Here is a 22992-nt window from a genome sequence, read left to right on the forward strand (position 1 = left end):
AAGTGAAACTTTAATCAGTGGGGGTTTTGTTCATCCCCCACTGATTATTAGTTGAACCAATCGGACTTTTACGGACAGTTGATCCCCCACCTAACTTCTTTGCTTCCACTGAATTTTGAGGTGGGGGTCTTACTGCCCGTTAAAGCGGGATAAAATCTCCCACTCCCATTCATCTGAAAGTGTAATAGTACTGGCGAATATTCCGGAGATGAATGTCAGGTGGCCTAAGATAACATGTTTGCTACTATATCCTAAATTTTCTTAATATAAATTTTTAAAACGCGCTTCAATTTTATCCGGCGTCATTACGCCACCACCAATAGGAATAATTTGATTATCCTTTTGTAAAAGTAAGGAAGGATAGCTATTAACACCAAGCTGTCGAACTTTATTGAAATCATTTTGGACATCTATTATTGTTTCTTGAGCGTTTAAACGTTCTAATACTTGTTCAGGGTCCAAACCATGCTCGATTGCAATCTTGCGATATGTTTCAGGATCACTCAGACTTTGACCCTCATAATAAAACGCTTTTTGCATAGCCGAAGTGAATTCTAATAAACGGTCTGGCGCTAATGAGCGTAAAGCTGAAAAACCAATTGCAGCATCTTTCGAATTCATTTTAAAAGTCCCTTCCTCCACCAATTTTTGATATGAAGGACCAAATTCAGCACCTGTAAGTTGATTAATTCTTTTATTTCCTTCTTCTATATATGAGAAGTTTTTCATTGGTAAATTATCTAAAAATAACCCTCCACATAAAACCGTTAATGGCACTTCAGTGTGGTTTTTGTAAAATCCTTTAATACTTTCTGAAAAACCATAGCACCATCCACAATATGCATCCCATACGTAAATAAGGTTATCTTGTTTCGTCTCCATTTAAATCTCCTACCTTTTTTTATTATCCAGCTCAACTAAATTTTTGGTTTATATAAGTACATCTTTTTATACCTTGTTCTTTTTTAGATACCTTACTATATTTCCCCAAAACTAATATTTCCAAAGAAAGATCCACCAATGTTTTTAACAAAAGATAACGTTGCACCTTATTGCCCCGTAACAGAAAATACTAAAGCTTAGAATATGCATTGATTTGAATGTGTTAGTAACTTTCTACACCGGGTGGCAACGTATGGACCACCATCCTTAATTAAATATATAAATCATATTTTTAGCAGATATTAGTTGTAACTAAATTGATTACATCTTTATGTAACTATTTTAGTTACAACTAATATAGAAGTCAATTCTTTTTTTCGAAAACATTAAATTTCTACATTAATTTACAACCAATCCCACTCTTTAAAAAAATATATCAACGATTATTCGATTATATCGATCGTAACTCCGAATATATCAACGTTTCGACACAACATATCGATTTACCGACAAATTTCGAGCGCGTTATCTCCTAAACTAACAACCAATCCCACACCACGTCCACCTACAAAGAAAAAAAGCACCAGGTCCCCCCAATGCTTTTCCTCAAATCTAAAACAAATGACAAGCCACCTGATGCCCCTTCGCAATCTCCACCATTTTCGGTACTTCCTGCGCGCATTTTTCAGTGGCGAATTTGCAGCGCGTTCTGAATTTGCAGCCGGATGGTGAGTTTAGTGGGCTTGGCACTTCTCCCTCTAGGATGATCCGTTCTTTTCCTATGTTTGTTGGATCTGGTTCTGGCATAGATGAGAGTAGTGCTTGTGTGTATGGATGTGCCGGTTTTGTGTATAGGTCTTCGCTGTCGGCAATTTCTACTATGTTTCCTAGGTACATGACTCCGATTCGGTCTGATATGTGTCTTACCATAGATAGGTCATGTGCGATGAATAAGTATGTGACGCCTGTTTCTTCTTGGATGTCTTGCAGCATGTTTACGACTTGTGCTTGGACTGAGACATCGAGTGCTGAGATTGGTTCGTCACATAGGATAAAGTCTGGTTTTACAGATAGTGCACGCGCGATGCTAATGCGCTGGCGCTGGCCTCCGCTAAATTCGTGCGGGTAGCGATATAAGTGTTCTTCTTTTAATCCTACCTTTTTCAGAAGGTCTAAAATGATTTCTTTTTGTTCTTCTTTTTCGTAGGAACCGTGAATGTTCATCGGTTCGCTAATAATTTGGAATACGTTCATTGCCGGGTTTAATGATGCGTATGGATCTTGGAAAATAATTTGCATTCGTTTTCTATATTCTTTTAGTTCACTTTCTTTTAAACTTGCGATATCTTTTCCGTCGAATAAAACGTTACCTGAAGTGACATCGTGTAAACGAATGATGCTTCTTCCTGTCGTTGATTTTCCGCAACCTGATTCTCCTACTAATCCGAATGTTTCACCTTTTTTAATGGTGAAGCTAAGGTCATCGACTGCTTTTAGTTGCTCTGTTTTCCTGCCAAATAGTCCTTTTTTAATAGGAAAATACTTTTTTAAGTTCCGAACTTCAATTAAGTTTTCTTCATGCATGGAAATCACCTACCGCCCTATCATTTAACCAACACATGGAACGTCTTTCGTTTCCGATTTCAAAATATGGTGGACGTTCTTTTTCACAAATATCCATCGCATGCGGGCAACGCTCTGCGAATGGGCAACCTTGTGGCGGGTTTAATAAGTTTGGTGTTACCCCTTGAATAGGAGCGAGTCTTTCTTTTACGCCGTTCGCTATTTTTGGCAGAGAGTTTAATAGCCCTTTCGTATATGGATGATTCGGCGATTGGAAAATATCAAGTACAGATCCTTCTTCCATAATAAGCCCGCCGTACATAACGATGACGCGCGTACAGTTTTGCGCGACAATTCCTAAATCATGCGTAATAAGAAGTAACGCCATATTCGTTTCGTTCTTTAAGTTTTTCATTAAATCTAGTATTTGTGCTTGTATCGTTACATCAAGTGCAGTCGTCGGTTCGTCAGCAATAAGAAGGTCTGGGTTACAAGACATCGCCATTGCGATCATAACCCGCTGCTTCATACCACCGCTTAGTTCATGCGGATATTGTTTTACCCTTTCTTCTGGTGACGAAAGGCCGACTTGTTTTAACAAGTTAATCGCGATTTGCTCTGCTTCTTTCTTTTTCACTTTTTGATGACGTATAATTACTTCCGTCATTTGTTTCCCAATTTTCACGACTGGATTTAGCGCTGACATTGGGTCTTGAGAGATAAGTGAAATTTGATTTCCTCTAATAGAACGTAATTCTTTTTCAGATTTAGAAAGTATGTTTTCATTATGAAAAAGGATTTCCCCTTCTTTCACTTTTCCTGGTGACGTAACGAGAGACATAACAGACTTCGCCATTACACTCTTTCCGCTTCCAGATTCCCCAACGATACCGACTACTTCTCCTTTATTTAAGCGAAATGTAACGCCGCGAACCGCTTCAACTTCGCCACTTTCTATGAAAAAAGAAGTCTTTAAATTTTTCACTTCTAGTAGTTTTTCAGACACGCTTCTCACTCCTTTCACTTAACACTTTAGTTTTCATGTCCGGCTCCTTTTGGTGCGAAAGCTTTCTTCAATGCTTCACCAATTACGTTAAAACTAAGTACCGTTAAAAGGATAAGGAATCCTGGGAAGAGTGTTAAATACCAAGCTTCACCAATATATCCTTGCGCATTGTTTAGCATGCTGCCCCAAGAAGAATCTGGTTCTCTAATACCTAAACCTAAGAAACTAAGTGATGATTCCATTAAAATTGATGTCGCAATCGTTAATGTCGCGGCGATAATAATGGTTGATAAAATGTTAGGAATGATATGTCTTACAATAATCATAAGTGATTTTTGTCCTGATACTTTTGCGTATAAAACGTACTCACGCTCTTTTACAGATAACGTTTCTGCCCTTACAATGCGCGCGGTGTCCATCCATGTTAGTAATCCGATAATAAGAACTAGCGTCGTAATTCCTGGTTTTAAATAAGCATTTAATAGTAGCATTAAAAAGAATGATGGAATTGACATAAGCACTTCAACAACTCGCATTAAAAAGTTGTCTAACTTTCCGCCAAAATATCCGCTAATTGTTCCAACTGCGGTACCGATTGTAATAGAAACAACCATCGCAAGAAAACCGATCGCAAGTGAAACTCGTCCGCCATATAACGCTCTCGTTAAGTAATCCCTTCCGTAATCATCCGTTCCGAAAGGATGACTCATACTTGGTTCTTGTAAGCGATCTGGAATCGACATTTTGCTAGGATCGTACGGCGATACGAATGCGAAAATTGATGCGACCGTTAAAATCGCAAGTATAATAACTCCCATTGCAACAAACTTATTTTTCGTAAAGCTATGTTTTATCGTTTGAAATCTCCTATTATTCATTCCAAATCACCCCCTCATTCGAATGCGCGGATCTACTACGCCATATAAAATATCAGCAATTAAGTTACCGAGAATTAACATGAATGATGATAGTAATGTAATTGCCATGATAATCGGATAATCAAATCTAAAAATAGCATTTACCCCAAGTGAACCAAGACCCGGCCATGAAAATACTGTTTCCGTAATAAATGCTCCGCCTACTAAACTTGGAATCGATAATCCGAAAATTGTAATGATCGGTATTAATACATTTCGAAGTACGTGATTAAATAACACCGTTTTCTTTGAAGCGCCGTACGCATATTGAATTTGTACATATTCTTCTTCTAATTGCTGAATCGTACTTGAACGAATATATCTCATATAAACAGATACGTTTTGGAACGCTAGCACCATGCAAGGTAAAATGCCGTGTTGCACAATATCCCAAACAGAATCTTTACCAACGGTGCGCATACCCATACTCGGAAGTAGGTTCCATTTTAAAGAGAATAAGTAGACTAATAGTAGTGCAAACCAGAAAACCGGCATAGAAATACCAACGTATGAAATAAAGTTTACAATGCGGTCAAAGAATGAATTCTTTTTCACACCTGTAAATAGTCCAAGTGGTATTGCAATTACGAATGAGACGAGTAAAGATGATCCCATTAATCCAATTGTTGCAGGTAATCTTTCTGTGATAAGTTCCAAAACAGGACGATGATTTTGAAGTGAGTAACCAAAGTTTCCTGTTAAAATGTTTTTTAACCATAAAAAATACTGCACATAAATTGGTTCATCTAGTCCTAAACTTTTGCGAATACGCTCCACATCAATTGGACTCATATTTGGCGTTACAAAGTTTCGAACCGGATCCCCCGGTGCTAGTTTTATTAATAGAAAAGAAATAATAGAAATAACAAATAAAAGCGGAATTGCATTTAAAAGCCTCTTCGCAATTACTTTATACACAAACTTCCCCCCTCAAGCTAAAGAAGCTGATTTCCACCAGCTTCTTTATTGTTTCTTATTTCACTTCATAAATCTTAGATAGATCTTCAAACATTGTGACAGGAATTGCTTTCGCTTCTTTTAATCCATCAAACTTTTTATCTACTGCAATAACTGCTTTCGGATACGCGATTGGTAGATAAGGTACGTCTTCTCTAGCTGTCTCTTGAATTTTATGGTATAGCTCTGCGCGTTTTGTTTTATCTGTCTCAACTGCAGCTTCTTCCCATAACTTATCGAAATCAGCGTTTTTATATCGTGCATAATTGTATTCAGCATTGCTTAAGAATAAGCTCTTATATGAATCTGGCTCAAGTCCCATTATGTAACCACCAAATGTAATGTCATATTCTTTATTCTCTTTATCTAAGCCTTTTTCACTTGCCGCACTAGCATCTAATGCATTTAGTTCAACTTCTAAGCCAACTTCTTTTAATTTTTGTTGTGTATATAACGCTAAGCTTTCCATAATTTTATTATTCGTTACATACATCACACGTACTTTTTCCTTATCTTTCACGCCAGCTTTTGCTAATAAATCTTTCGCTTCTTTTTTATCATACTTATAGTCTTTAATATCTTTCGCATAATACATAGCGTCTGGCGTTAAGATTGAATTTGCTGGTTCTGCAAATTCACCTGAAACGAATGCTGAGTTAATCATTTCTTTCTTATCTAACGCATGTGCAATTGCTTGGCGCACTTCTTTTTTCTTCATAAGATCAGTATTCATGTTATAAGATAAGTAGAATAATCTACCTTCAGGGAATGTCACCATTGAGAAGTTCCCAGTGCTATCTAGTTTCTTAAAGTCTTGCGGCTCAATCATCTTCATGTTGATTTGACCATTTTGCAGTGAAACATTTGCTGTATTACGGTCTTTTACAATTCGGTATACGATAGAGTCTAATTTAGCTTTCCCACCTACATAATCATCGAATCGATCTAATGCAACGTACTCATCTGATTTATATTCTTTAAACTTAAACGGACCTGACCCTACAGGTTGTAAGTTTTTCTTACTCTTCGCTAAATCTGCTTCCCCTTCAAATACATGTTTCGGAATCGGGAAGAAATCATTCATCACACCTTCGAAAGATGCGCTTACTTGTGGTAAAACGAATTGAGTTGTTAACTCATCTACCTTTTTCACCTCAAGCGGCTTTCCTTTAAAAATAAAGTTTTCACGACTTGAGCTATTTTGCTTCTCATCTAAAATAGATTGGAATGTAAATGCTATATCGTCTGATGTAATTTTCTTACCATCATGCCATTTCAAATTATCTTTTAACTTCAGTGTCCACGTTAATTGATCTTCTGAAGGCGTAAAGCTCTCAGCAAGAACAAACTTTTTCTTACCGTCTTCCATATGATATAGCGGCGCATATAAAGCCTGCTGCACAGTTAATGACACACGATCATTCGCATAAAGCGGATTCATCGTATCTGGATTATCGCTAACACCAATCGTTAACGTTCCTCCGTCTTTCGGAGTCCCTGATTTACTAGTGCTCGCTTGCTTCGAATCTTTTTCCCCTGAACAAGCAGCTAATGCAATAAATAATAGTAGGACAAATGGTAATACAAACAACTTCTTCTTCATATTTCGACCCCTCTCGACTATTTACACCTATAAGAAAACTCGGAATTAATACCGAGTTTTCTTATAGGTTTTAAATTACCACTACCTGTATGTAAAGTCAAACTTTTTTGTAAATGTGGAAAGTTTGCAATTTATTAATTCACCCCATCATAAATTGAATACTCACTGTAACTAAATTTCATAAAATTAAAATCTTTAATAAAGGAAGGTGTGACGAATAATACAATTATATCTCAAACAGAAAAACAGCCAACTCTTTGTATAAAAGTCGGCTGCTTTCTTATAGTTCGAGCTCTTCCATACGAAGAAGCTCAGCAACTGCTTGTGAACATCCTTTAATCCCTGGCTTTTGTATTGCAATTGAGATGTGTAGTGTTTGTAAAAGTAAATTAAACCATCATATACAGCGACTTAAAACATTTATAACTTCAAATAACAAAATATAATTACTACTTACACTCTAACTCGCTTCACTTTTAACTTTTCCAAAAATTCAACTTAAACTTCCGCTTTTTCTTCCACCAACTTTTTAGTTTAGATGAAATATGACTTATCCCCTTGTTCAACACCCATACAATAATGAATATAGTAATTATATTCATTATTATAGTAACTATAGGCACTCCGTTTTTAATCCATTGAAAATTTAATAAAAAAGAAAAAATATTATCATCGTCCGCTCTTGGGATAATAAGATTCATGCCCAACATTCCTGTGAGTGCAGCAATAACCGTTAAAGTTTGAATATCATCATTTTGTTTTTCGCCAATTTTCTCTATAATCCTTTGATTTAACTCCTGCATATCTGCACGAACCGAAGCATGAAGCACTTTTACTCCCATAATCCTTTGATAAAAATCCCACAACTCCATCCCTTGAATTTCATTGGTAACTCTATCAAAAAAGAAATGTTGATTAAGGTTATAATAATTCTCCAATACCATTTTTCCTTCTTCTTTTACTTTTGTTGTAAGCTCCGTTAAGTTGGAGTATTGAACAAGAATTTCTTGAAGCTGATCCCTATAATAGTATTGTAGCAACACTAGAAACAAATAATGCTTAGTATGGTGCTGATACATTACATCACCAAAACCATATTTCTTTACACTGGAACCCTTATAACAATAATTACTAGCGCTAGCTATTGTTACAGACCCATAATCAATACTCGTATAATATGTATATGGGGCCCATCGTTTATAAAGATGTGTATTTAAAAACTCCTGATTACTTTTTCCACTCTGTCCCTCAACATCATCAATATAAATTATTTGATACAATTCTTCATCCGTTAATTCCTGCGTTGACATATCAGTCTGTACAAAAGCATGAGCATATGCATTAGGCTCTACATACTTATATATATCTGAACCCGTAAGGTTTTCCCTACGGCTAAGAGAACTTATAACCAAATTCAAAGAACTTCCATTCACAAATTCATCTACATAATAAAAAAAGTTGTTATAATTTAGAAGCGTATTTGCATATCCCTTTTTCTGTACAACTAACCACTCTTGTCCATCAAACTTTTTATAATTTTGTCGAACTCTATTTAAAAATTTCATCCAAATATTAAGCTTTTGAATCGGATGATTAAATATCTGTTCCCCATTAGCATCCACTTGGATATTTTCATTTAAACTTAATCGTACAATTAAATATGCTGTCTCTTCTGAAAATACATATATTTCGCTACTTATCCATTCAAATTGAATCGGTTCAGTCGCTTCAGCTTGCCCACCTTGATAGAAATATCCTTGATAAATTTTACTAGAAGACTTTTTATTTCGAAAAACACTCAAATTCGCATTTGCATGAAAAAGGTTTTTTTGTATACTTGGATGAAAATAACTATAAAAGTATTTGGATTCCATCCATTTGCGATTTGTACCACCATCTTGATCAACTTCATCAACAGAGTAATTTTCGGGAAAGATATACTTTATGTTATTATTGTGTTGATCATTGTTTTGAATTTCACTAGATAGAATCTTTTCCCATTCAGGGTTATTTTCTAAATTATCGCATATAGAAGTTTGTACATTCTTTCTTCTTAGTGGATAAATTAGCTGAATTACATTGTGCCCTGTTAAACGATCTTCTTTCATGAAATATCTCCTTTCATAAGTCATTTAAATTCGAGGTGAGTAATATTGAAACAAGTTATTGAAAGTATCTTTATCCATGTGGCAGTTAAAATAGATACACCACAAAGCCTACACGAATATTCCAGTTCTAGACAAGAAGAATTTTCTTTCGATAAAAACAATCGGTTTACTGATTACCATAAAAAAAATTCAGATATTTCCTTTCTAACCTTAGATGATAATAATCAATGGTATTACATTACAAGTTTTGAAGTAAGCAACTTTTCCGAATTAAAACTAGCACGTCAAATTTTCATTCCACCCTACCTTAACCAAGGGGTGTCATTACCCTTAATTAAACAATTAAACTCAGAACACTTGACACCAAAAAATCAAGGGTATGATAAAGCGTATGCTCATGTATCCATTAAAACAAAAGAACTTAGCTTGCTGTCTCCTATTCAACAATCTAAACTAGCAAACGTAGACGGTGATGATGATCCCATTGTTTCAAGCAACCTTCACTATATTTCTAATATATATGATAATTCTGAAACTCGTTTTGTATCTGGAATTGAAACAAACTCCTTTGCTACACTTGCAGAAAATGAGGACTACTATCGTAACATCCATCTTCCGAACGTAAGTACTTTGTATTTAAAATACTTTGTTTACTTTAGAGAATATGGCTTTGTTCCCTCTATGCAAATGATGCCTAAACTCCTGAATAATCTATGGCTCTCCACACAAGCAAATAAAAATAACTGGAATAAAAATCTCTTAAAAATCATTCCATTAAATAATTAAATAAAAATGAATAGAAGCTCTTCAAAGAGCTTCTATTCATTTTTAAATATTTTACTCACTTCTTCATTAGCAACTTTTTGATCTTGTTCACTCTCTAAGTTCCCAAGCACTGTTACAATCTTATCTATTCTAGTTGCATAATAATCAAGGCTAACAACATCGCTAATTAAATTAGCCTTTTCATCAATTGTGCTCTTTATTTCCCCATCCCGAAAATTCTGAGCCAAATAAACTAAACACCCCTTTAAATCAGTGTATAAATCATTTTTCCATAGTTCTGTTTTCCCATAGTTAACAACAGCTGACTCGATGGCAAATGAAGATACCTTAAAATTGTACGCAGAACGAATAAATTTCAGCAAACGTGTTACATTCCTAAATCCTACTTTTTCTTTCGCCACATCTTCCAATTTTTTCATATCATCTTTAGGCTGAGTTCTAATCCATCCATTCCCTTTATCACCTTTAGGAATGATATAAAATACTGTGCCATCTTCTTCTTCAAATATCCCAGCTGGCACCAAATCGATTTTTAAATTTTTAGATTTGATGATTGCAGTTATAGCTTGTCCATCTCTTTCTGGCGCTTGCCCATGAAAACTTTTAACAACTTCCTCCACAATTCCCTTTAACCAATTTAGCAACTTACTTGGACTAACTCCCGAATCATCACTTTTTCTATATTTTTTATCATATTTATGATTGGGATTAGCATTTCCTAATCCCTTTCCAATAATATTTTCATCTACCTTATATTCACCAGAGCGAGAATCAATAACTACTAGTACATCAAATTCATCAACATTGGTAACCTTTGTTCCTTTGAAATAACTACCAAACTTAACGAAATTATTAGAATGAAGATCAGGTTCATTTTCTCTATTTTGAATAACATTTTTAATTCTGTTCAGAAACCATTCTCTACTAGTTACAGCCGAACTTATGTCTTCTTTTAACAATTTTATCTCCTCTGTTATAAATCGATTTATAGATTTCGTGATATCCGCCAAATTCAGTTACCTCTCTCTCGTTATACTAATATTTATATCCAAATCTCATTATTATATAATTTAATATTAGCATACTTTCTCTTTAACAGCGTTTTTTACCACTTCCTTTATTACTAATAAAGGAAAATAATATTCACCTAATAAATGTATCTATATAAAGGAACTTAATTCCAACTATTAAACCACTCTACATCTGCGCGAAAAAACAGTTCCATATTACACAAGAAAGTTCACTCACTTTCTGCAAAACAGTATGAAATATCCGCTGTTCCATCCTGATGAATCAAAATTTCTTGAATTAACGTTTGAAATACATGATGAAGTAAATCTTACTCTTGTTTCTCCAGTTGTTCAAAAACTTCTTTTATCACATATATTATCACGGGACTTTACCATTACTTTTTGAATGGCAAAATTGGACTTTTATATCGAGGAACATTTTGTATTAGCACATAAAATATAACATGAAATTTCTATTCATATATATATAAGCCTCCTAGTTTACAGGAGACTTTGATCTTTCAATTCGGAAAAATATACTTCCAAAGCTCGTAAGAATAATTCTTCAATTTTTAGTGTTACATATGTTTCAGTTCCAATTTTAAGTGGGGAATGTTTCATTTTCAAGATTCATCGCCTCATACCCACTATATGTAGAAAAACATGGTGGACTACCCTATTTTTCATTACAAATATATTACTTTCATCCCTTAAAAATCCGGGAACAATTTCTTAATTTCCTCTTGAGCTGAGTAAGGCATACCATCGGCTTCATACTCTTTCGTTTTTGCGATAATTTTTTTCGCTCTATCTACCTTATCCTTATAATATTGAGGTGAAGAATAATTATAGTTCAATTTTTCAAAGGTACTATAAATAAAATCTTTCAAGTTAGAACAATTCAAATAATAATTTTCAGTAATCCAATTCTCTAACTCATAGGAAGAGAGATAACTACCATTTAATCTATTCCAATATTTCATTAAACGAACCAATGGTTTTATTTCATAAGAATATTTCACATTTGCATCGGTTAACTTTTTATTAAAATCATTTGGATCAGTTTTCATCCATTCCTCATAAGAAGATGATGGAGACGGAATATAAATATTCCCCCAATAGTCTTTTTTAGATGGTACTAATTCAAATTTAATATGATTTAACTCCAGCACAATAGTTGGATGTGAACGATAAATCTCTGAACTATGATAGTAATATTCAGCGAATTTTTTCAAATAATTAAGTAACGTCTGAGGCTTATAGTCATTGGAATTAATAAAGATAATCATATAATCAATATCGGAATATTCGTCTGCTTTTCTAGGTAAGATAGTCCCTCTTGTATATGATCCGAATTGGAAATGTTCTTTAAGCTCTCCATTAAAATATCTATCCAATCGATCAGACAGAGTATCTATTGATTTTTTCACTTTATCCTTTTCATCTTGCTTTAAATTTAATTTACTTGCTAAACTCTCTAAATGTGATTGTACACTCATCAAACCGCCCCTTTCACTTGTAAAATATTTCAATTTTAATTATATCAAACATTACAAAAACAGAACAGAACATATATTCTGAACTCCAACTAAAAAACATATTATTTTTTCGTCATAGAAATTCATACATAACAACATTACACGATTAAAATATAAAAATTTTTAGTCACATGTAAACGGATAAGATAATTACCAGTTATACTTTTAAATTCGCAAACACTACACATCAAATTTGATATATGTACACGCATTACAAACAAAAAAACACCACAATCTCAAAACACTTTCATATACAAAAATATACGAAGCACCAAATAGAATAACTTATAACCAAAATTAAAAAGACCACCAAAAGGCAGTCTCAAAACTCAATCTTATTCCCTACTCCACGCTCCACCGCTCTCTCATACAAATACTTCGCAACGATGATATCTACTACCGCCAAACCAACTGATTTGAAAATAGTAATTTCTTCATCATTTTTGCGGCCAGCTTTTTCTTTGCTTATAATTTGACCAAGTTCAGCGTGAATGGCGTTTGCTTTGAATAGACCTTCTTTTATCGGAACTTGAAGGTCTCCTGTTTCGTCTAGTGCTGCTTCTTTTGATTCGACTACTACTTTGTTTGCTTCAGCTATGGCATGTGAGGGTAGTTCTTGCATGCTCGGTCTGAATGAGCCGACGGCGTTTACGTGGACGCCTTTTTGTAGTGTTTCTGAGAAGACTGGTGTGGTTGCGTTCGTAGTTGTGACGATAATGTCTGCTTCACGTATTGCTTCATTTGGATCCCTGTAAACGTAAGCAGGTTTACCAAATTTCTCTTGTATATGTTGCGCAAATGCATACGCTTTTTCTTCTGTTCGATTGTATAAGATGACTTTTTCGATATCTCTAACTGCAAATATTGCTTCGGCAATTCCTTTCGCTTGTTCGCCCGTGCCGATAATGCATAAAGTTTTTGCATTATGACGAGCTAAATATTTTGTCGCTACTCCTGATAAGGCGCCCGTTCGGATCATCGTTAAGTACGATCCTTCTAGAAGTGCGAGCGGTTCTCCCGTTTGAAAGTCTGATAGCATCACAATCCCATTGATCGTTTTCTTTCCTATCTGTTTATTTTGCGGGACTACCGTTACTATTTTTACTCCAAGTGCCTCAAGTCCTTCCGCTACTGAAGGCATAATTAATGCCGTATTTTGCTCGTTCGCAAATGGTAATGAGCCTCTTATTGGTGTAATCGTTCTTTCTGCGGAAAATTCTTTTAAAGCAAGCGCCGCGTATTCAATAACTTCATTCATATTTACTAAGTTTCTTTGTTCGTTCGCGCTTATAACTAGCATATCTTTCCACCTCCTCCTTCTATCCTAACAAAAATCCCCGTTTCAAATCATCTCTCGGGTCTACAACGAACTGATGAAATCCTGTAATAAAGGCATGCCCCGTTACTTTTGGAACGACAGCTTCATATGTATCTACTGCGGTTACCGACAATACTTCCCCCTCGAATTTCCCGTCAGTAATGCATTCATGGACGAAAATTTCTCCCTTTTGTAAAGCATCTTTTTCAAAAAGAGTTGCGATTCTTGCGGAAGTTCCTGTACCGCAAGGAGAACGATCTACTTGCCCATCAGCAAAGATTGTTACATTTCGTAAAGTTGCGTCTTCCCCTTTCGGTTCATCTGAAAAGATAACGCCGTATATTCCTTTCAATCCTTCTTCAAGTGGATGTTTCACTTCCATTTTGCTCTCTATATAATGTTTAATTTTACCGCCCCACGTTTGAATAGCGGGCAAGTCTTTAAAATCAACTTTCAAACCAAATTCTTTACAGTCTACAACAGCGTAAAATGCTCCTCCAAACGCGATATCTACTTGAAATTCATAGTTATCTATTTTAATAGGAACGTCTTTTTTGTATACAAATGAAGGAACATTTTCAAATGATACAGATTCTACTTCACTCCCGTTATATTTTGCATACGCAATAACTTCTCCGGCTGGGCTATCAATAATGAACTTTTGTTTTTCACCCTTTACTTCAAACATGCCTGTTTCAATTCCAACTGTAATGACAGCAATAATGCCATGACCACACATCGTACTCCATCCTTCATTGTGCATAAATAAAACACCAAAATCAGCGTGGGCACTTGCTGGCGGTGTAATGATACAACCATACATCCCGTGATGCCCCCTCGGTTCATACATCAGAATTTCACGAAGGTAATCCAAATGTTCCATACAGTATGCGCGTCTTTCCAGCTGCGTTTCCCCTTTTATTTCTGGCACTCCGCCCGTAATAATTCGAAGCGGCTCCCCAGCTACGTGTGCATCAATCGTTGTATATATTTTACTAACCTTCATTTCTATCTCTCCCCTATACGTTGATACTATTTCCAACGCAAGTATCATGCCAAATCGTATAGCATTACTTTTTTCAAATCCCCTCAGTAATGTGTATTCTTTTTTCAACAAATTCATATACAACTGTCTACTTTTTTATACACGGCTTGGATGTTACGTTATAAAACACCTCGATAACTTTGCAATTCCTCTCGTACACACATGTAAGATTCCTTTTACCATTATTATTTTCAATGTAAAGTTACTTCGTCCCCCAACATATACTGTTCAAAAGCAAAAAGGAAGTGATCCCATGTATTACGGAACAAAGGGCTGGTACGTAGCTGAACTAAAAAAATTAGGTGTGCGCTATCATGAAGGAAGAAAACTAGAAAGTTACCGCGGACACATATTACGCAATTTATTAATCGCACAACAAGAAAAATTAAAAGAACAGTAACATTCTAATGTAACGCTATCGACGATTCTCGGAATATATCGGCGATTTGCCATGGAATATCGACTTACCGACAAATTCCGCTAATTCATCTATCTACACCACCAACCAATCACACATCAAACTACAATAGAAAAAGGTCACCCAAACGGGTGACCTTTCTCTTTCTATTCACAAACAAGAATTTGTCTAGTAAATGATCCTTTTCTTGTAATACAGCGATCTGTAATTTCAAATCCTGCTTCATGGATCATGTCGTCCATTGTTTCCATCGTGACAACGACTACTTTTTTCGCGATGCGGCGCGCACTTGAAAGAATGGAGAGCTGGTCTTCTGGTGTGGCATGCGTAAATAAGTCGTACGGCATATCGATAATGGCAACGTCATAGTTCTCAGTAATTTCCTCGATCGGACCTTTTGTTACTGTTCCTTCAAATCCGAAATGTGCGATATTTTTTCTCGTTCCAAGAACTACAAGTGGATTTATATCTCTACCAACGATGTTAATCCCCATAGAAAGTGCTTCTACTACTACTGTTCCAATACCGCAGCACGGGTCAATTGCTCGTACTCCCTCTGGATTTGGTACAGCGATATTTGCAACTGATCTCGCAACACGTGTGCTAAGTGATGTCGAATAACTATGCGGTTTTTTTATGTGATGATACCAAACTGGTTCGCTTTCTACATAGTGCCCGAAGTACCAGCGTCCTCCAAGAGGAACAATCCCGAATACACGCTCTGGATTACGAACATCCGCTTCTCCTTCAATATGCATGCCAAGGTCTCGTTCAATAAGACGTCTTTCTCCATATTCAATTTTATTTTCTCCAACGAGGTCATTGATTTTAACGAAGATAACTTTAAACGACGCCCCCGCTAAATCAATTTGTTCCACTTGTTTTAAAATGCTTTCTAAGTCGTCCCCTTCATACATAACCTCAACGCGCTCTTTCATAAACGCACTTCTACTCGGGTCAATTTTTACATCACTTTTTAAAATATTAACGTGCGACTCCATTCCAAAGAACGAGCGCATTTCCAAGTAACATAAAGCACGCTCCTCCTCACGAAATGCATACGTATATATACAGGCAGGTGTTTTACTATGATTATTCAATCTATTATCATCCTCTATCGTTTAAAATTGTTATGATTACAATTACTCAAATACTTTTTTGTATATAAAATTAAATGATATCATATGCCGGAAATAAAGAGAAACGTTAATAAATAAAAGAGACTGCCAATGGCAATCTCTTATTATTTATTAACGGAAAGAAGACACGTTGTTACCCATTTCTTCATAGTAATCTAAAATACCTTGATAAATAGCTTCCGCTGCACGTTGTCTCCATTCTTCAGTAGCTAGTTTTTCACCTTCACCTTCACCTTTAGCATCGATGAAACCTAGTTCAGCTAAAATAGCAGGCATTGTATTGTATTTCACTACATAGAAGTTTTCTGTCTTTACACCTCTATCATTTGATTGAAGTGCTTGTACTAAACGTTTTTGTACTTTTTCTGCTAGTACACGGCTTTCTTCTGAATTTGGATTTGTTGCCGATCTGTAGTAGAACGTTTCTGTTCCTTCTACTTGTTCATTAAACCCGTTTGCATGAATACTTACGAAAATATCACCTTTATTTTCTTGTGCAAATTCTACACGTTTTTTCAAAGATTCACCAGGAGTATTTCCCGGACGCGTATCATCATTACGTGTTAATAAAACAGTAAATGGTGTCTTTTGTTCAAATAGTTTTTGTACACGTAAAGATGTATCTAATACAATAGCACTTTCATCCATTTTCACACCAGAATGCCCTGGATCAACTCCACCATGACCTGGATCAATGATAATCGCTTTTCCTTCTAAGAAGTTACCTTGCTTCACTGGATTTAATTGATTTTTATTAACCCATTGGAAACCAGCGCCCATGCGGATACGAATCCAGCTGCCATTCTCTTCAATAACAGTTACTTGCTGTGCGTTATGTGTTCCCATTACTTTTGACGAAGAAGAAGCTTCTGCATAAGTAGTGAATCCTTCATTAATAACTTCTGTTTTCTCCACTAAAGGTGTCCATTTATCACCGTTACTTGTTGCAATTTTGATCCATCCATCTCGTTCTTCTTTAATTTCTACCGTTTGTGGATTATGCTGATTTGCACTAATCCCAGAACTTAATGATGGTGCGTGATATGTAATGAATTTTCTATCTATGTACATTTTCTTTGTTTCTACTGGACGATCACTATTCTTGCTAAATTTATCTGTTTGCGCAGTAAGCTGAGCTGCTTGTTCACGCGTAATAGAATCATTCGGTTTCCAGCCATTCTCTGTACCTAAAGAAAGTTTTAATTCTACTAAAATATTAACTTCTTCTTTACCCCAATGATTCTCTAAATCAGCGAATTTTGTAGGAACTGGTCCTGTTACTTTGCTTTTCAGATTATATGCTCTTACAAGCATAGCTGCCATTTCAGCACGAGTTACTTTTCCTTCAGGATCAAATACTCCTGGTTCTCGCCCTTTAATAATATTCTCTTTTTCCATAGCTGCAATAAATGAAGCTGCCCAATTATTTTTTGCATCATTATAAGACGGCTTTGCATTCGGATCTACTTTAGCACCAATTGCTGTTGCGATAATCTTTGCTGCCTGGGCACGTGTTAAATTTCCGTATGGCATAAAGTTACCATCTGGCATACCGTTAATTACATTTCTCTCTACTAAATAATAAATTGCGTCTTTCGACCACGCACTATCTGAAACATCAGGAAATTTCTTCGTTTCTGCTAAACTACTAATTGGATGTGCTAGTAAATTTGCTGCTAATAAACCTGCGGCTATTGCTTTGTACTTCATGAAAAATAAATCTCCTCTCAAAACTTCATATTCATACAATTTTTTTATTCAAGCTAACTAAAAAATATTAACTATTAATTAATTCCTTTCATAGTGTATAACATTATATATCTATAGTAAATACGTTTCCGGCCGTATAACAAAAATCGCATATATATAACTTATAATGAATGTATATAAAATAGAATTTTAATCAACCCACAAATAGCGGGATAAAAAAACGATTAGGGCATGTCTCCTAATCGCTTCGCCAAATAAACAGCTGATTAAAAATAATATTTTTAATCAGCTCTCTATTATCTATGAAATTATTCTTCAATTAAATTAGACATTACATATGCATACACTAATGCTTCTGTATGCGCAATAGAACTTTCATGTGTACGTTCAAATGCGTGAGAAGAATCAATACCCGCTCCAATTAACGCATGTTTCACATCAAATCCCGCGCGAATCGCAGCTGATGCATCAGATCCGTAGTATGGATAAATATCTACTTTATATTCAATATGATTCGTTTTCGCAAGCTCTACTAAATGTTTACGCAGTGCGTAATGATACGGGCCGCTAGAGTCTTTTGCACAAATAGATACTGTATATTCATCAGATGTTTGTCCATCACCTAACGCTCCCATATCAACTGCTAAGTATTCAACAGTTTCTTCTGGAATATTAGAATTACCACCGTATCCAATCTCTTCATTATTAGAAATTAAGAAATGCGTCGTATATGGTAATGTTACGTTTTCATCTTGTAATCTTTTAATTAATTTTAATAAAATCGCAACACTTACTTTGTCATCTAAATGACGTGATTTTATGTATCCACTCTCTGTAATTTGAACGCGCGGATCAAATGAAACGAAGTCTCCTACTTCAATTCCTAATTCGCGTACTTCATCAGCTGAAAATACGCGCTCATCAATACGAACTTCAATATTTTTCTCATCGCGTTTTGCTTCACCTGCATCTTTATATACATGTACAGATGTTTGATGCATTAAAATCGTTCCTGTATACGTCTTGCCACTTGATGTTTCAATTTCGCAATATTCTCCTTCTACAGAGTTCCAACGAAATCCACCAATCATAGAAAGACTCAGGCGACCATCAGGCTTAATTTCTTTCACCATCGCACCTAACGTATCAACGTGTGCCGTTAATAAGCGGTGCTGCGCATCATTCTTCCCTTTTACCGTTAAAATAAGAGCGCCTTTATTGTTACGCTTCGTTTCTACGTTCCACTCACTGACATAGTTTTCAATGAAATTAATAATTTTTGCTGTATTTCCAGATGGACTCGGAATAGAGACAAGCTCCTTAATCAGTTCCATCGTTTCTTTCGTATGATGTGCCATTGTCGTTTCCTCCTCATTTTCTCTACTATTCAGTATACAAAATCCGCCAGAAAACCTCTACTTATATAGCTTAATTTTCTAAATTGTAGTAAAATTCTTTTTAGTATACAAAAGGAGTCCTGAAATATGAATATATCAAAAAAATATATACACATTGCACTCATTTGGTTTTTAGCATCATTATTTTGTTTACAAATCTCTTATGCCATTCATACTACTACTTCTATTACAATCGGCTGGATATTAACAGCTAGCTTCTTCATTATTAGCTTCATTGCAACAAAAAAGCATAGCGTTACTCATTAACGCTATGCTTTTCCTATAAAACTATTCTTCTGAAACGTCTAATAAATAAATACCTCTTTCAAATCCACCGCGCTCTACTTCTTTTTTCTTACGAAGGCGTTCTACATCTTCAATCGATGCACCTTCTGCACGTGCTAATGAAATGATAACTTCTAGCGCATCCGCAAGAGAATCTAGCGCATGTTCGCGTTCTTTCATAGAAGCAAATTCACGAATTTCTTCCGTTCCAATTTTCGCTAAAGCCTGTATGTATGCTTGCCCTGTTAATTTTTGTGCTGTATACGTTTTTCCAGACATTAAAATCTTCTCTGGAACACGATCTCTTACTAACTTGTTATATGCTGACATCATTCATCCTCCTATATTTAATAACATCCGAGCTCTGCTTTATAGAAAAACCATTTTTTCTTCACGCACGCACTTAACATATCAATTCCTGATCCATGTGCTCTTACATGTGGAAAGAAATAGTGCTCTAAGTCTTCGTCCTTACCATATAGAGTTTGATACTCATCTAGAATCGCTTCTTTTTTCACATCTTTTTCTTTCGTCACCCCATCAGAAAATGCAACACTTGGATGTCCCTCAAAAAACAACGCAGTCCGAACTGCCAAAGATGGTGTACTATGCAAAGCAGAATATGTAAGCAAAATAATAGTAATAACACCGATCATTTTCTTCATGTATTACTCCTTAAAAAAAGTGCTAACACAATTATACTAAAATGTGTTAGCACTTTCTCCCCTTTATCCCGAATTAACGAGCTAATAATCAGTGAGGAATGGACAAAATCCTCACTTCACTTTATTCCCCTTTAAATGCTGGTAAACGTTTCTCTAAAAACGCAGCAATTCCTTCTTTATGATCCGCTGTTTGTCTCATTGCATATTGACCACGCTTCTCTAATTGCAATGTTTGCTCTAAATTAGAGCGATTTACTTCACATAAAATTTGCTTCGTTTGAATCATTGCTTTAATCGGTTTTTGTGACCATTCATTAATTTTTTGCTTCACAGCCGTTTGGAAATCTTCGCCGATTACTTCATCAATTAAGCCGATATCAAGCGCTTCTGTCGCTGATAATTTCTTACCTTCCCAAATAATTTGCTTCGTCATATTTTCACCGACGCGCTTTTGAAGGAAGAAATGACCGCCTCCATCTGGAATTAAAGCGATTCCAATAAAGTTCATCGCAATAACAGATGATATATCCGCCATTACATAATCAGCTGTTAACGCAATACTTAACCCAAGACCTGCAGTTGGTCCATGAATTGCACTAATAACAAGCTTTGGCATCGTATATAACGTCACGACAACTTCAGAAATAGTATTCATAATGCCATCAAACTTACTTTCATCATTACTTGAAAGCATCGATTTAATATCCCCACCCGCAGAAAAACCACGGCCGTTCCCACATAACACAACGATATGCGCAGAACTTTCCGCTACTTCTTTCAACTTTTGTAATAACTCTTTTAATGTCGGCTCATCTAACGCATTTAACACCTCTGGGCGATTGACCATAACCGTTGCAACGTGGCCTTCATATTTCACAACGACAGATTCTGTTTTACTTGTTATTTCCATTATATATACCCCTCTTTTCTCCATAAAGATTATACTTATATAATTATAGAGAACCATTGAAAAATCCTTCTTTTTTCTCAATTTTCTGTCTAATAATCTCGCAATTTGTACATATACCGTATAAAACATACAATTCCGTTGAAAAATATAGAAATTAAAGTCGGTTTATCCATGCTTTTCATCTATTTACCATTACAATGAAATGGTGTATTCTTAAGTTTGATAAAAAAACAAATATTGAAATTCATTCGCCTTACTATGTAAAAAAGGCTTTATACCCATCTTTTGGGTGTTGTAATAAAGGAATGAAGAACTGGAGGAACATATGGTTAATAAGTTGAAACAAACGGATAACTACTTCCCACATTTCCTATTGCTATTCATTGTGTTTCAACCAATTTTAGATTTATTAACATCTTTTTCAATCTATATATTACACATGAGCGCAACAGTTGGAGTTGTAGTCCGTTTCGCCTTTATGCTTCTTGCATTAGGATACCTACTTCTTCATCACAAACAACAAGATGCGAAAAAGTACATCCTCTATTTATGTTTACTCGGAATCGCACTCGCAATCGGTCTTGTAAATAATATGATGGTTAAATCTCCAGTTTCATTTGGAGAAGAAGTTAAATTCATTTTAAAGAGCGTATATCCAATTGTGCTACTGTTTGGATATATTATCGCCTTTAAAGAGCTAAAAAATAAAGAGTATGTATTTCATAAAATCATTACATATTTCTTATATGCAACTTTAATTTTAAGCATCACAATGATTGTCGCAATGCAAACTGGAACGGATTTCCCAAGCTATCCTCACTCAAAAATCGGTTCAAGAGGTTGGTTCTTCGCTGGAAATGATTTAAGTTCTCTTTTCGCCATTATGTTCCCAATCATTGTCTTATATTCGATTCATAAAACAACTTCTTTCTCGAAAATATATTACTGGATTCCAACAATACTTGCGATGTATGCAAGTATTATGGTCGGAACGAAAGTCGGATATGGCGCAATTGTGATTACATTAGGCGTAGCACTTTTCTTCTCATTCATTGAGTACATGATAAATCGTAAAAAAGAAAGAAAAGGATTCACACATATTGTAAATACCGTTGTTGCCGCAGTTATACTAGGAGGTTTAATTGTTCTTACACCGCATACTCCTATCGCAAAAAATATGGGCATTCACATGCAAATATATGAATACAAAAAATCAGTACAAGAAGAAAAAGATCGAAAAGAAGGAAAAGTAATTAAAGAAGATCCAGAAGATACAAAAAAACATGCAAAAGGTGAACTTACAGATTCTGAAATGAAAAGTTTGATTTACAGTGATCGCGACAAATTCTTAAAAACATACAAACAGTACTATAAAGACGCACCGCTTTCACAAAAACTATTCGGAATGGGTTACGCTGGTAACTACACAGATAAAATTAAATTAATTGAAATGGACTTCCATGACCTATTTTTCGCCTTTGGAATTGTCGGTTTCCTTATTTACTTAATACCACTTCTATACTTTGGTATTAAATTATTCATCCGCATGATCACAAACTTTAAGAAAATCATGACCGTAAAGTATATGCTATTAGCGAGCACACTCATTCTATCACTTGGCATTGGCTTTATGTCTGGCCACGTATTAACAGCGCCAGCCGTTAGTATTTTCTTCGTTGTTATACTCGCTTATATCATTGTTGATTTTGAAATTGAATAAAAAAGAAGGTGCTAC

At 35.3% G+C, this 22992-nt stretch carries 22 protein-coding genes; 5 read left to right on the top strand and 17 right to left on the bottom strand.

The annotated features are described in order from the left end of the window. Window positions 1-261: 261 nt before the first annotated feature. From ATL10_RS24895 to ATL10_RS24930, 7 genes are all read right to left on the bottom strand, one after another. Window positions 262-882, bottom strand: a complete 621-nt coding sequence (locus ATL10_RS24895) for a DsbA family protein (RefSeq protein WP_000448622.1) — start codon at window positions 880-882, stop codon at window positions 262-264. 612 nt (window positions 883-1494) lie between these two features. Beyond that, window positions 1495-2466, bottom strand: a complete 972-nt coding sequence (locus ATL10_RS24905) for an ABC transporter ATP-binding protein (protein ID WP_000544130.1) — start codon at window positions 2464-2466, stop codon at window positions 1495-1497. Continuing rightward, the gene (locus ATL10_RS24910) at window positions 2459-3451 is read right to left on the bottom strand and encodes an ABC transporter ATP-binding protein (RefSeq protein WP_001291162.1); all 993 of its coding nucleotides are present in this window, start codon (window positions 3449-3451) and stop codon (window positions 2459-2461) included. Before ATL10_RS24910 ends, ATL10_RS24905 begins: the two co-directional genes overlap by 8 nt. A 26-nt stretch (window positions 3452-3477) precedes the next feature. Next, on the bottom strand, window positions 3478-4329 hold the full coding sequence (locus ATL10_RS24915) for an ABC transporter permease (protein ID WP_110497757.1): 852 nt from the start codon (window positions 4327-4329) through the stop codon (window positions 3478-3480). A gap of 6 nt (window positions 4330-4335) precedes the next feature. Next, entirely contained in the window at window positions 4336-5286 is a 951-nt protein-coding gene (locus ATL10_RS24920) for an ABC transporter permease (protein WP_098508306.1), read from the bottom strand. A 55-nt stretch (window positions 5287-5341) separates the two neighbouring features. Beyond that, entirely contained in the window at window positions 5342-6928 is a 1587-nt protein-coding gene (locus ATL10_RS24925) for an ABC transporter substrate-binding protein (protein WP_110497759.1), read from the bottom strand. Window positions 6929-7404: 476 nt separating this feature from the next. Then, entirely contained in the window at window positions 7405-9036 is a 1632-nt protein-coding gene (locus ATL10_RS24930; protein ID WP_110497761.1) for a hypothetical protein, read from the bottom strand. Window positions 9037-9081: 45 nt separating this feature from the next. Here ATL10_RS24930 and ATL10_RS24935 point away from each other — a divergent pair, with 45 nt between their 5' ends. Next, the gene (locus ATL10_RS24935; RefSeq protein WP_258375790.1) at window positions 9082-9822 is read left to right on the top strand and encodes a hypothetical protein; all 741 of its coding nucleotides are present in this window, start codon (window positions 9082-9084) and stop codon (window positions 9820-9822) included. 32 nt (window positions 9823-9854) lie between these two features. Here ATL10_RS24935 and ATL10_RS24940 read toward each other — a convergent pair whose 3' ends face one another. Then, complete coding sequence (locus ATL10_RS24940) at window positions 9855-10781, bottom strand: hypothetical protein (protein WP_258375791.1); 927 nt, start codon at window positions 10779-10781, stop codon at window positions 9855-9857. 304 nt (window positions 10782-11085) lie between these two features. On the opposite strand from ATL10_RS24940, the gene ATL10_RS31405 reads away from it, so the two are divergent. Then, the gene (locus tag ATL10_RS31405; RefSeq protein ID WP_181419345.1) at window positions 11086-11238 is read left to right on the top strand and encodes a hypothetical protein; all 153 of its coding nucleotides are present in this window, start codon (window positions 11086-11088) and stop codon (window positions 11236-11238) included. Window positions 11239-11542: 304 nt separating this feature from the next. On the opposite strand, the gene ATL10_RS24945 is transcribed toward ATL10_RS31405, so the two are convergent. The 3 genes from ATL10_RS24945 to ATL10_RS24955 all read right to left on the bottom strand — a co-directional run bounded on the left by ATL10_RS24945 (window position 11543) and on the right by ATL10_RS24955 (window position 14742). Further along, window positions 11543-12331, bottom strand: coding sequence for an SMODS domain-containing nucleotidyltransferase (locus ATL10_RS24945; protein WP_110497765.1), 789 nt, complete (start codon window positions 12329-12331; stop codon window positions 11543-11545). Window positions 12332-12692: 361 nt separating this feature from the next. Continuing rightward, complete coding sequence (locus ATL10_RS24950; protein ID WP_110497767.1) at window positions 12693-13670, bottom strand: ornithine cyclodeaminase family protein; 978 nt, start codon at window positions 13668-13670, stop codon at window positions 12693-12695. Between the two features lie 19 nt (window positions 13671-13689). Beyond that, window positions 13690-14742: a proline racemase family protein gene (locus tag ATL10_RS24955; protein ID WP_072939872.1), complete on the bottom strand. Its 1053-nt coding sequence runs from the start codon at window positions 14740-14742 to the stop codon at window positions 13690-13692. A gap of 160 nt (window positions 14743-14902) precedes the next feature. Between ATL10_RS24955 and ATL10_RS24960 the strand changes: the two genes are divergently transcribed. Next, on the top strand, window positions 14903-15133 hold the full coding sequence (locus ATL10_RS24960) for a YflJ family protein (protein ID WP_100910561.1): 231 nt from the start codon (window positions 14903-14905) through the stop codon (window positions 15131-15133). Window positions 15134-15297: 164 nt separating this feature from the next. Here ATL10_RS24960 and ATL10_RS24965 read toward each other — a convergent pair whose 3' ends face one another. From ATL10_RS24965 to ATL10_RS24975, 3 genes are all read right to left on the bottom strand, one after another. Next, window positions 15298-16251, bottom strand: a complete 954-nt coding sequence (locus ATL10_RS24965) for a TRM11 family SAM-dependent methyltransferase (protein WP_001059320.1) — start codon at window positions 16249-16251, stop codon at window positions 15298-15300. Window positions 16252-16401: 150 nt separating this feature from the next. Next, on the bottom strand, window positions 16402-18000 hold the full coding sequence (locus tag ATL10_RS24970) for an N-acetylmuramoyl-L-alanine amidase (protein WP_110497769.1): 1599 nt from the start codon (window positions 17998-18000) through the stop codon (window positions 16402-16404). Between the two features lie 308 nt (window positions 18001-18308). Beyond that, window positions 18309-19358 (bottom strand): M42 family metallopeptidase, encoded by a 1050-nt coding sequence (locus ATL10_RS24975; RefSeq protein WP_000930086.1) that lies wholly within the window; start codon window positions 19356-19358, stop codon window positions 18309-18311. 126 nt (window positions 19359-19484) lie between these two features. Between ATL10_RS24975 and ATL10_RS24980 the strand changes: the two genes are divergently transcribed. Next, complete coding sequence (locus tag ATL10_RS24980; protein ID WP_016513660.1) at window positions 19485-19664, top strand: hypothetical protein; 180 nt, start codon at window positions 19485-19487, stop codon at window positions 19662-19664. A 21-nt stretch (window positions 19665-19685) separates the two neighbouring features. On the opposite strand, the gene ATL10_RS24985 is transcribed toward ATL10_RS24980, so the two are convergent. The 3 genes from ATL10_RS24985 to ATL10_RS24995 form a co-directional block, all read right to left on the bottom strand. Then, window positions 19686-20012: a nucleoside triphosphate pyrophosphohydrolase gene (locus ATL10_RS24985; protein ID WP_001277348.1), complete on the bottom strand. Its 327-nt coding sequence runs from the start codon at window positions 20010-20012 to the stop codon at window positions 19686-19688. 17 nt (window positions 20013-20029) lie between these two features. Next, window positions 20030-20347: a hypothetical protein gene (locus ATL10_RS24990; protein ID WP_061660965.1), complete on the bottom strand. Its 318-nt coding sequence runs from the start codon at window positions 20345-20347 to the stop codon at window positions 20030-20032. A gap of 121 nt (window positions 20348-20468) precedes the next feature. After that, the gene (locus ATL10_RS24995; RefSeq protein ID WP_001999174.1) at window positions 20469-21281 is read right to left on the bottom strand and encodes an enoyl-CoA hydratase; all 813 of its coding nucleotides are present in this window, start codon (window positions 21279-21281) and stop codon (window positions 20469-20471) included. Window positions 21282-21582: 301 nt separating this feature from the next. Between ATL10_RS24995 and ATL10_RS25000 the strand changes: the two genes are divergently transcribed. After that, window positions 21583-22977, top strand: coding sequence for an O-antigen ligase family protein (locus ATL10_RS25000; RefSeq protein ID WP_098854747.1), 1395 nt, complete (start codon window positions 21583-21585; stop codon window positions 22975-22977). Window positions 22978-22992: the final 15 nt, after the last annotated feature.

Source organism: Bacillus sp. 196mf (genome assembly GCF_003217275.1).
GTDB lineage: Bacteria > Bacillota > Bacilli > Bacillales > Bacillaceae_G > Bacillus_A > Bacillus_A thuringiensis_S.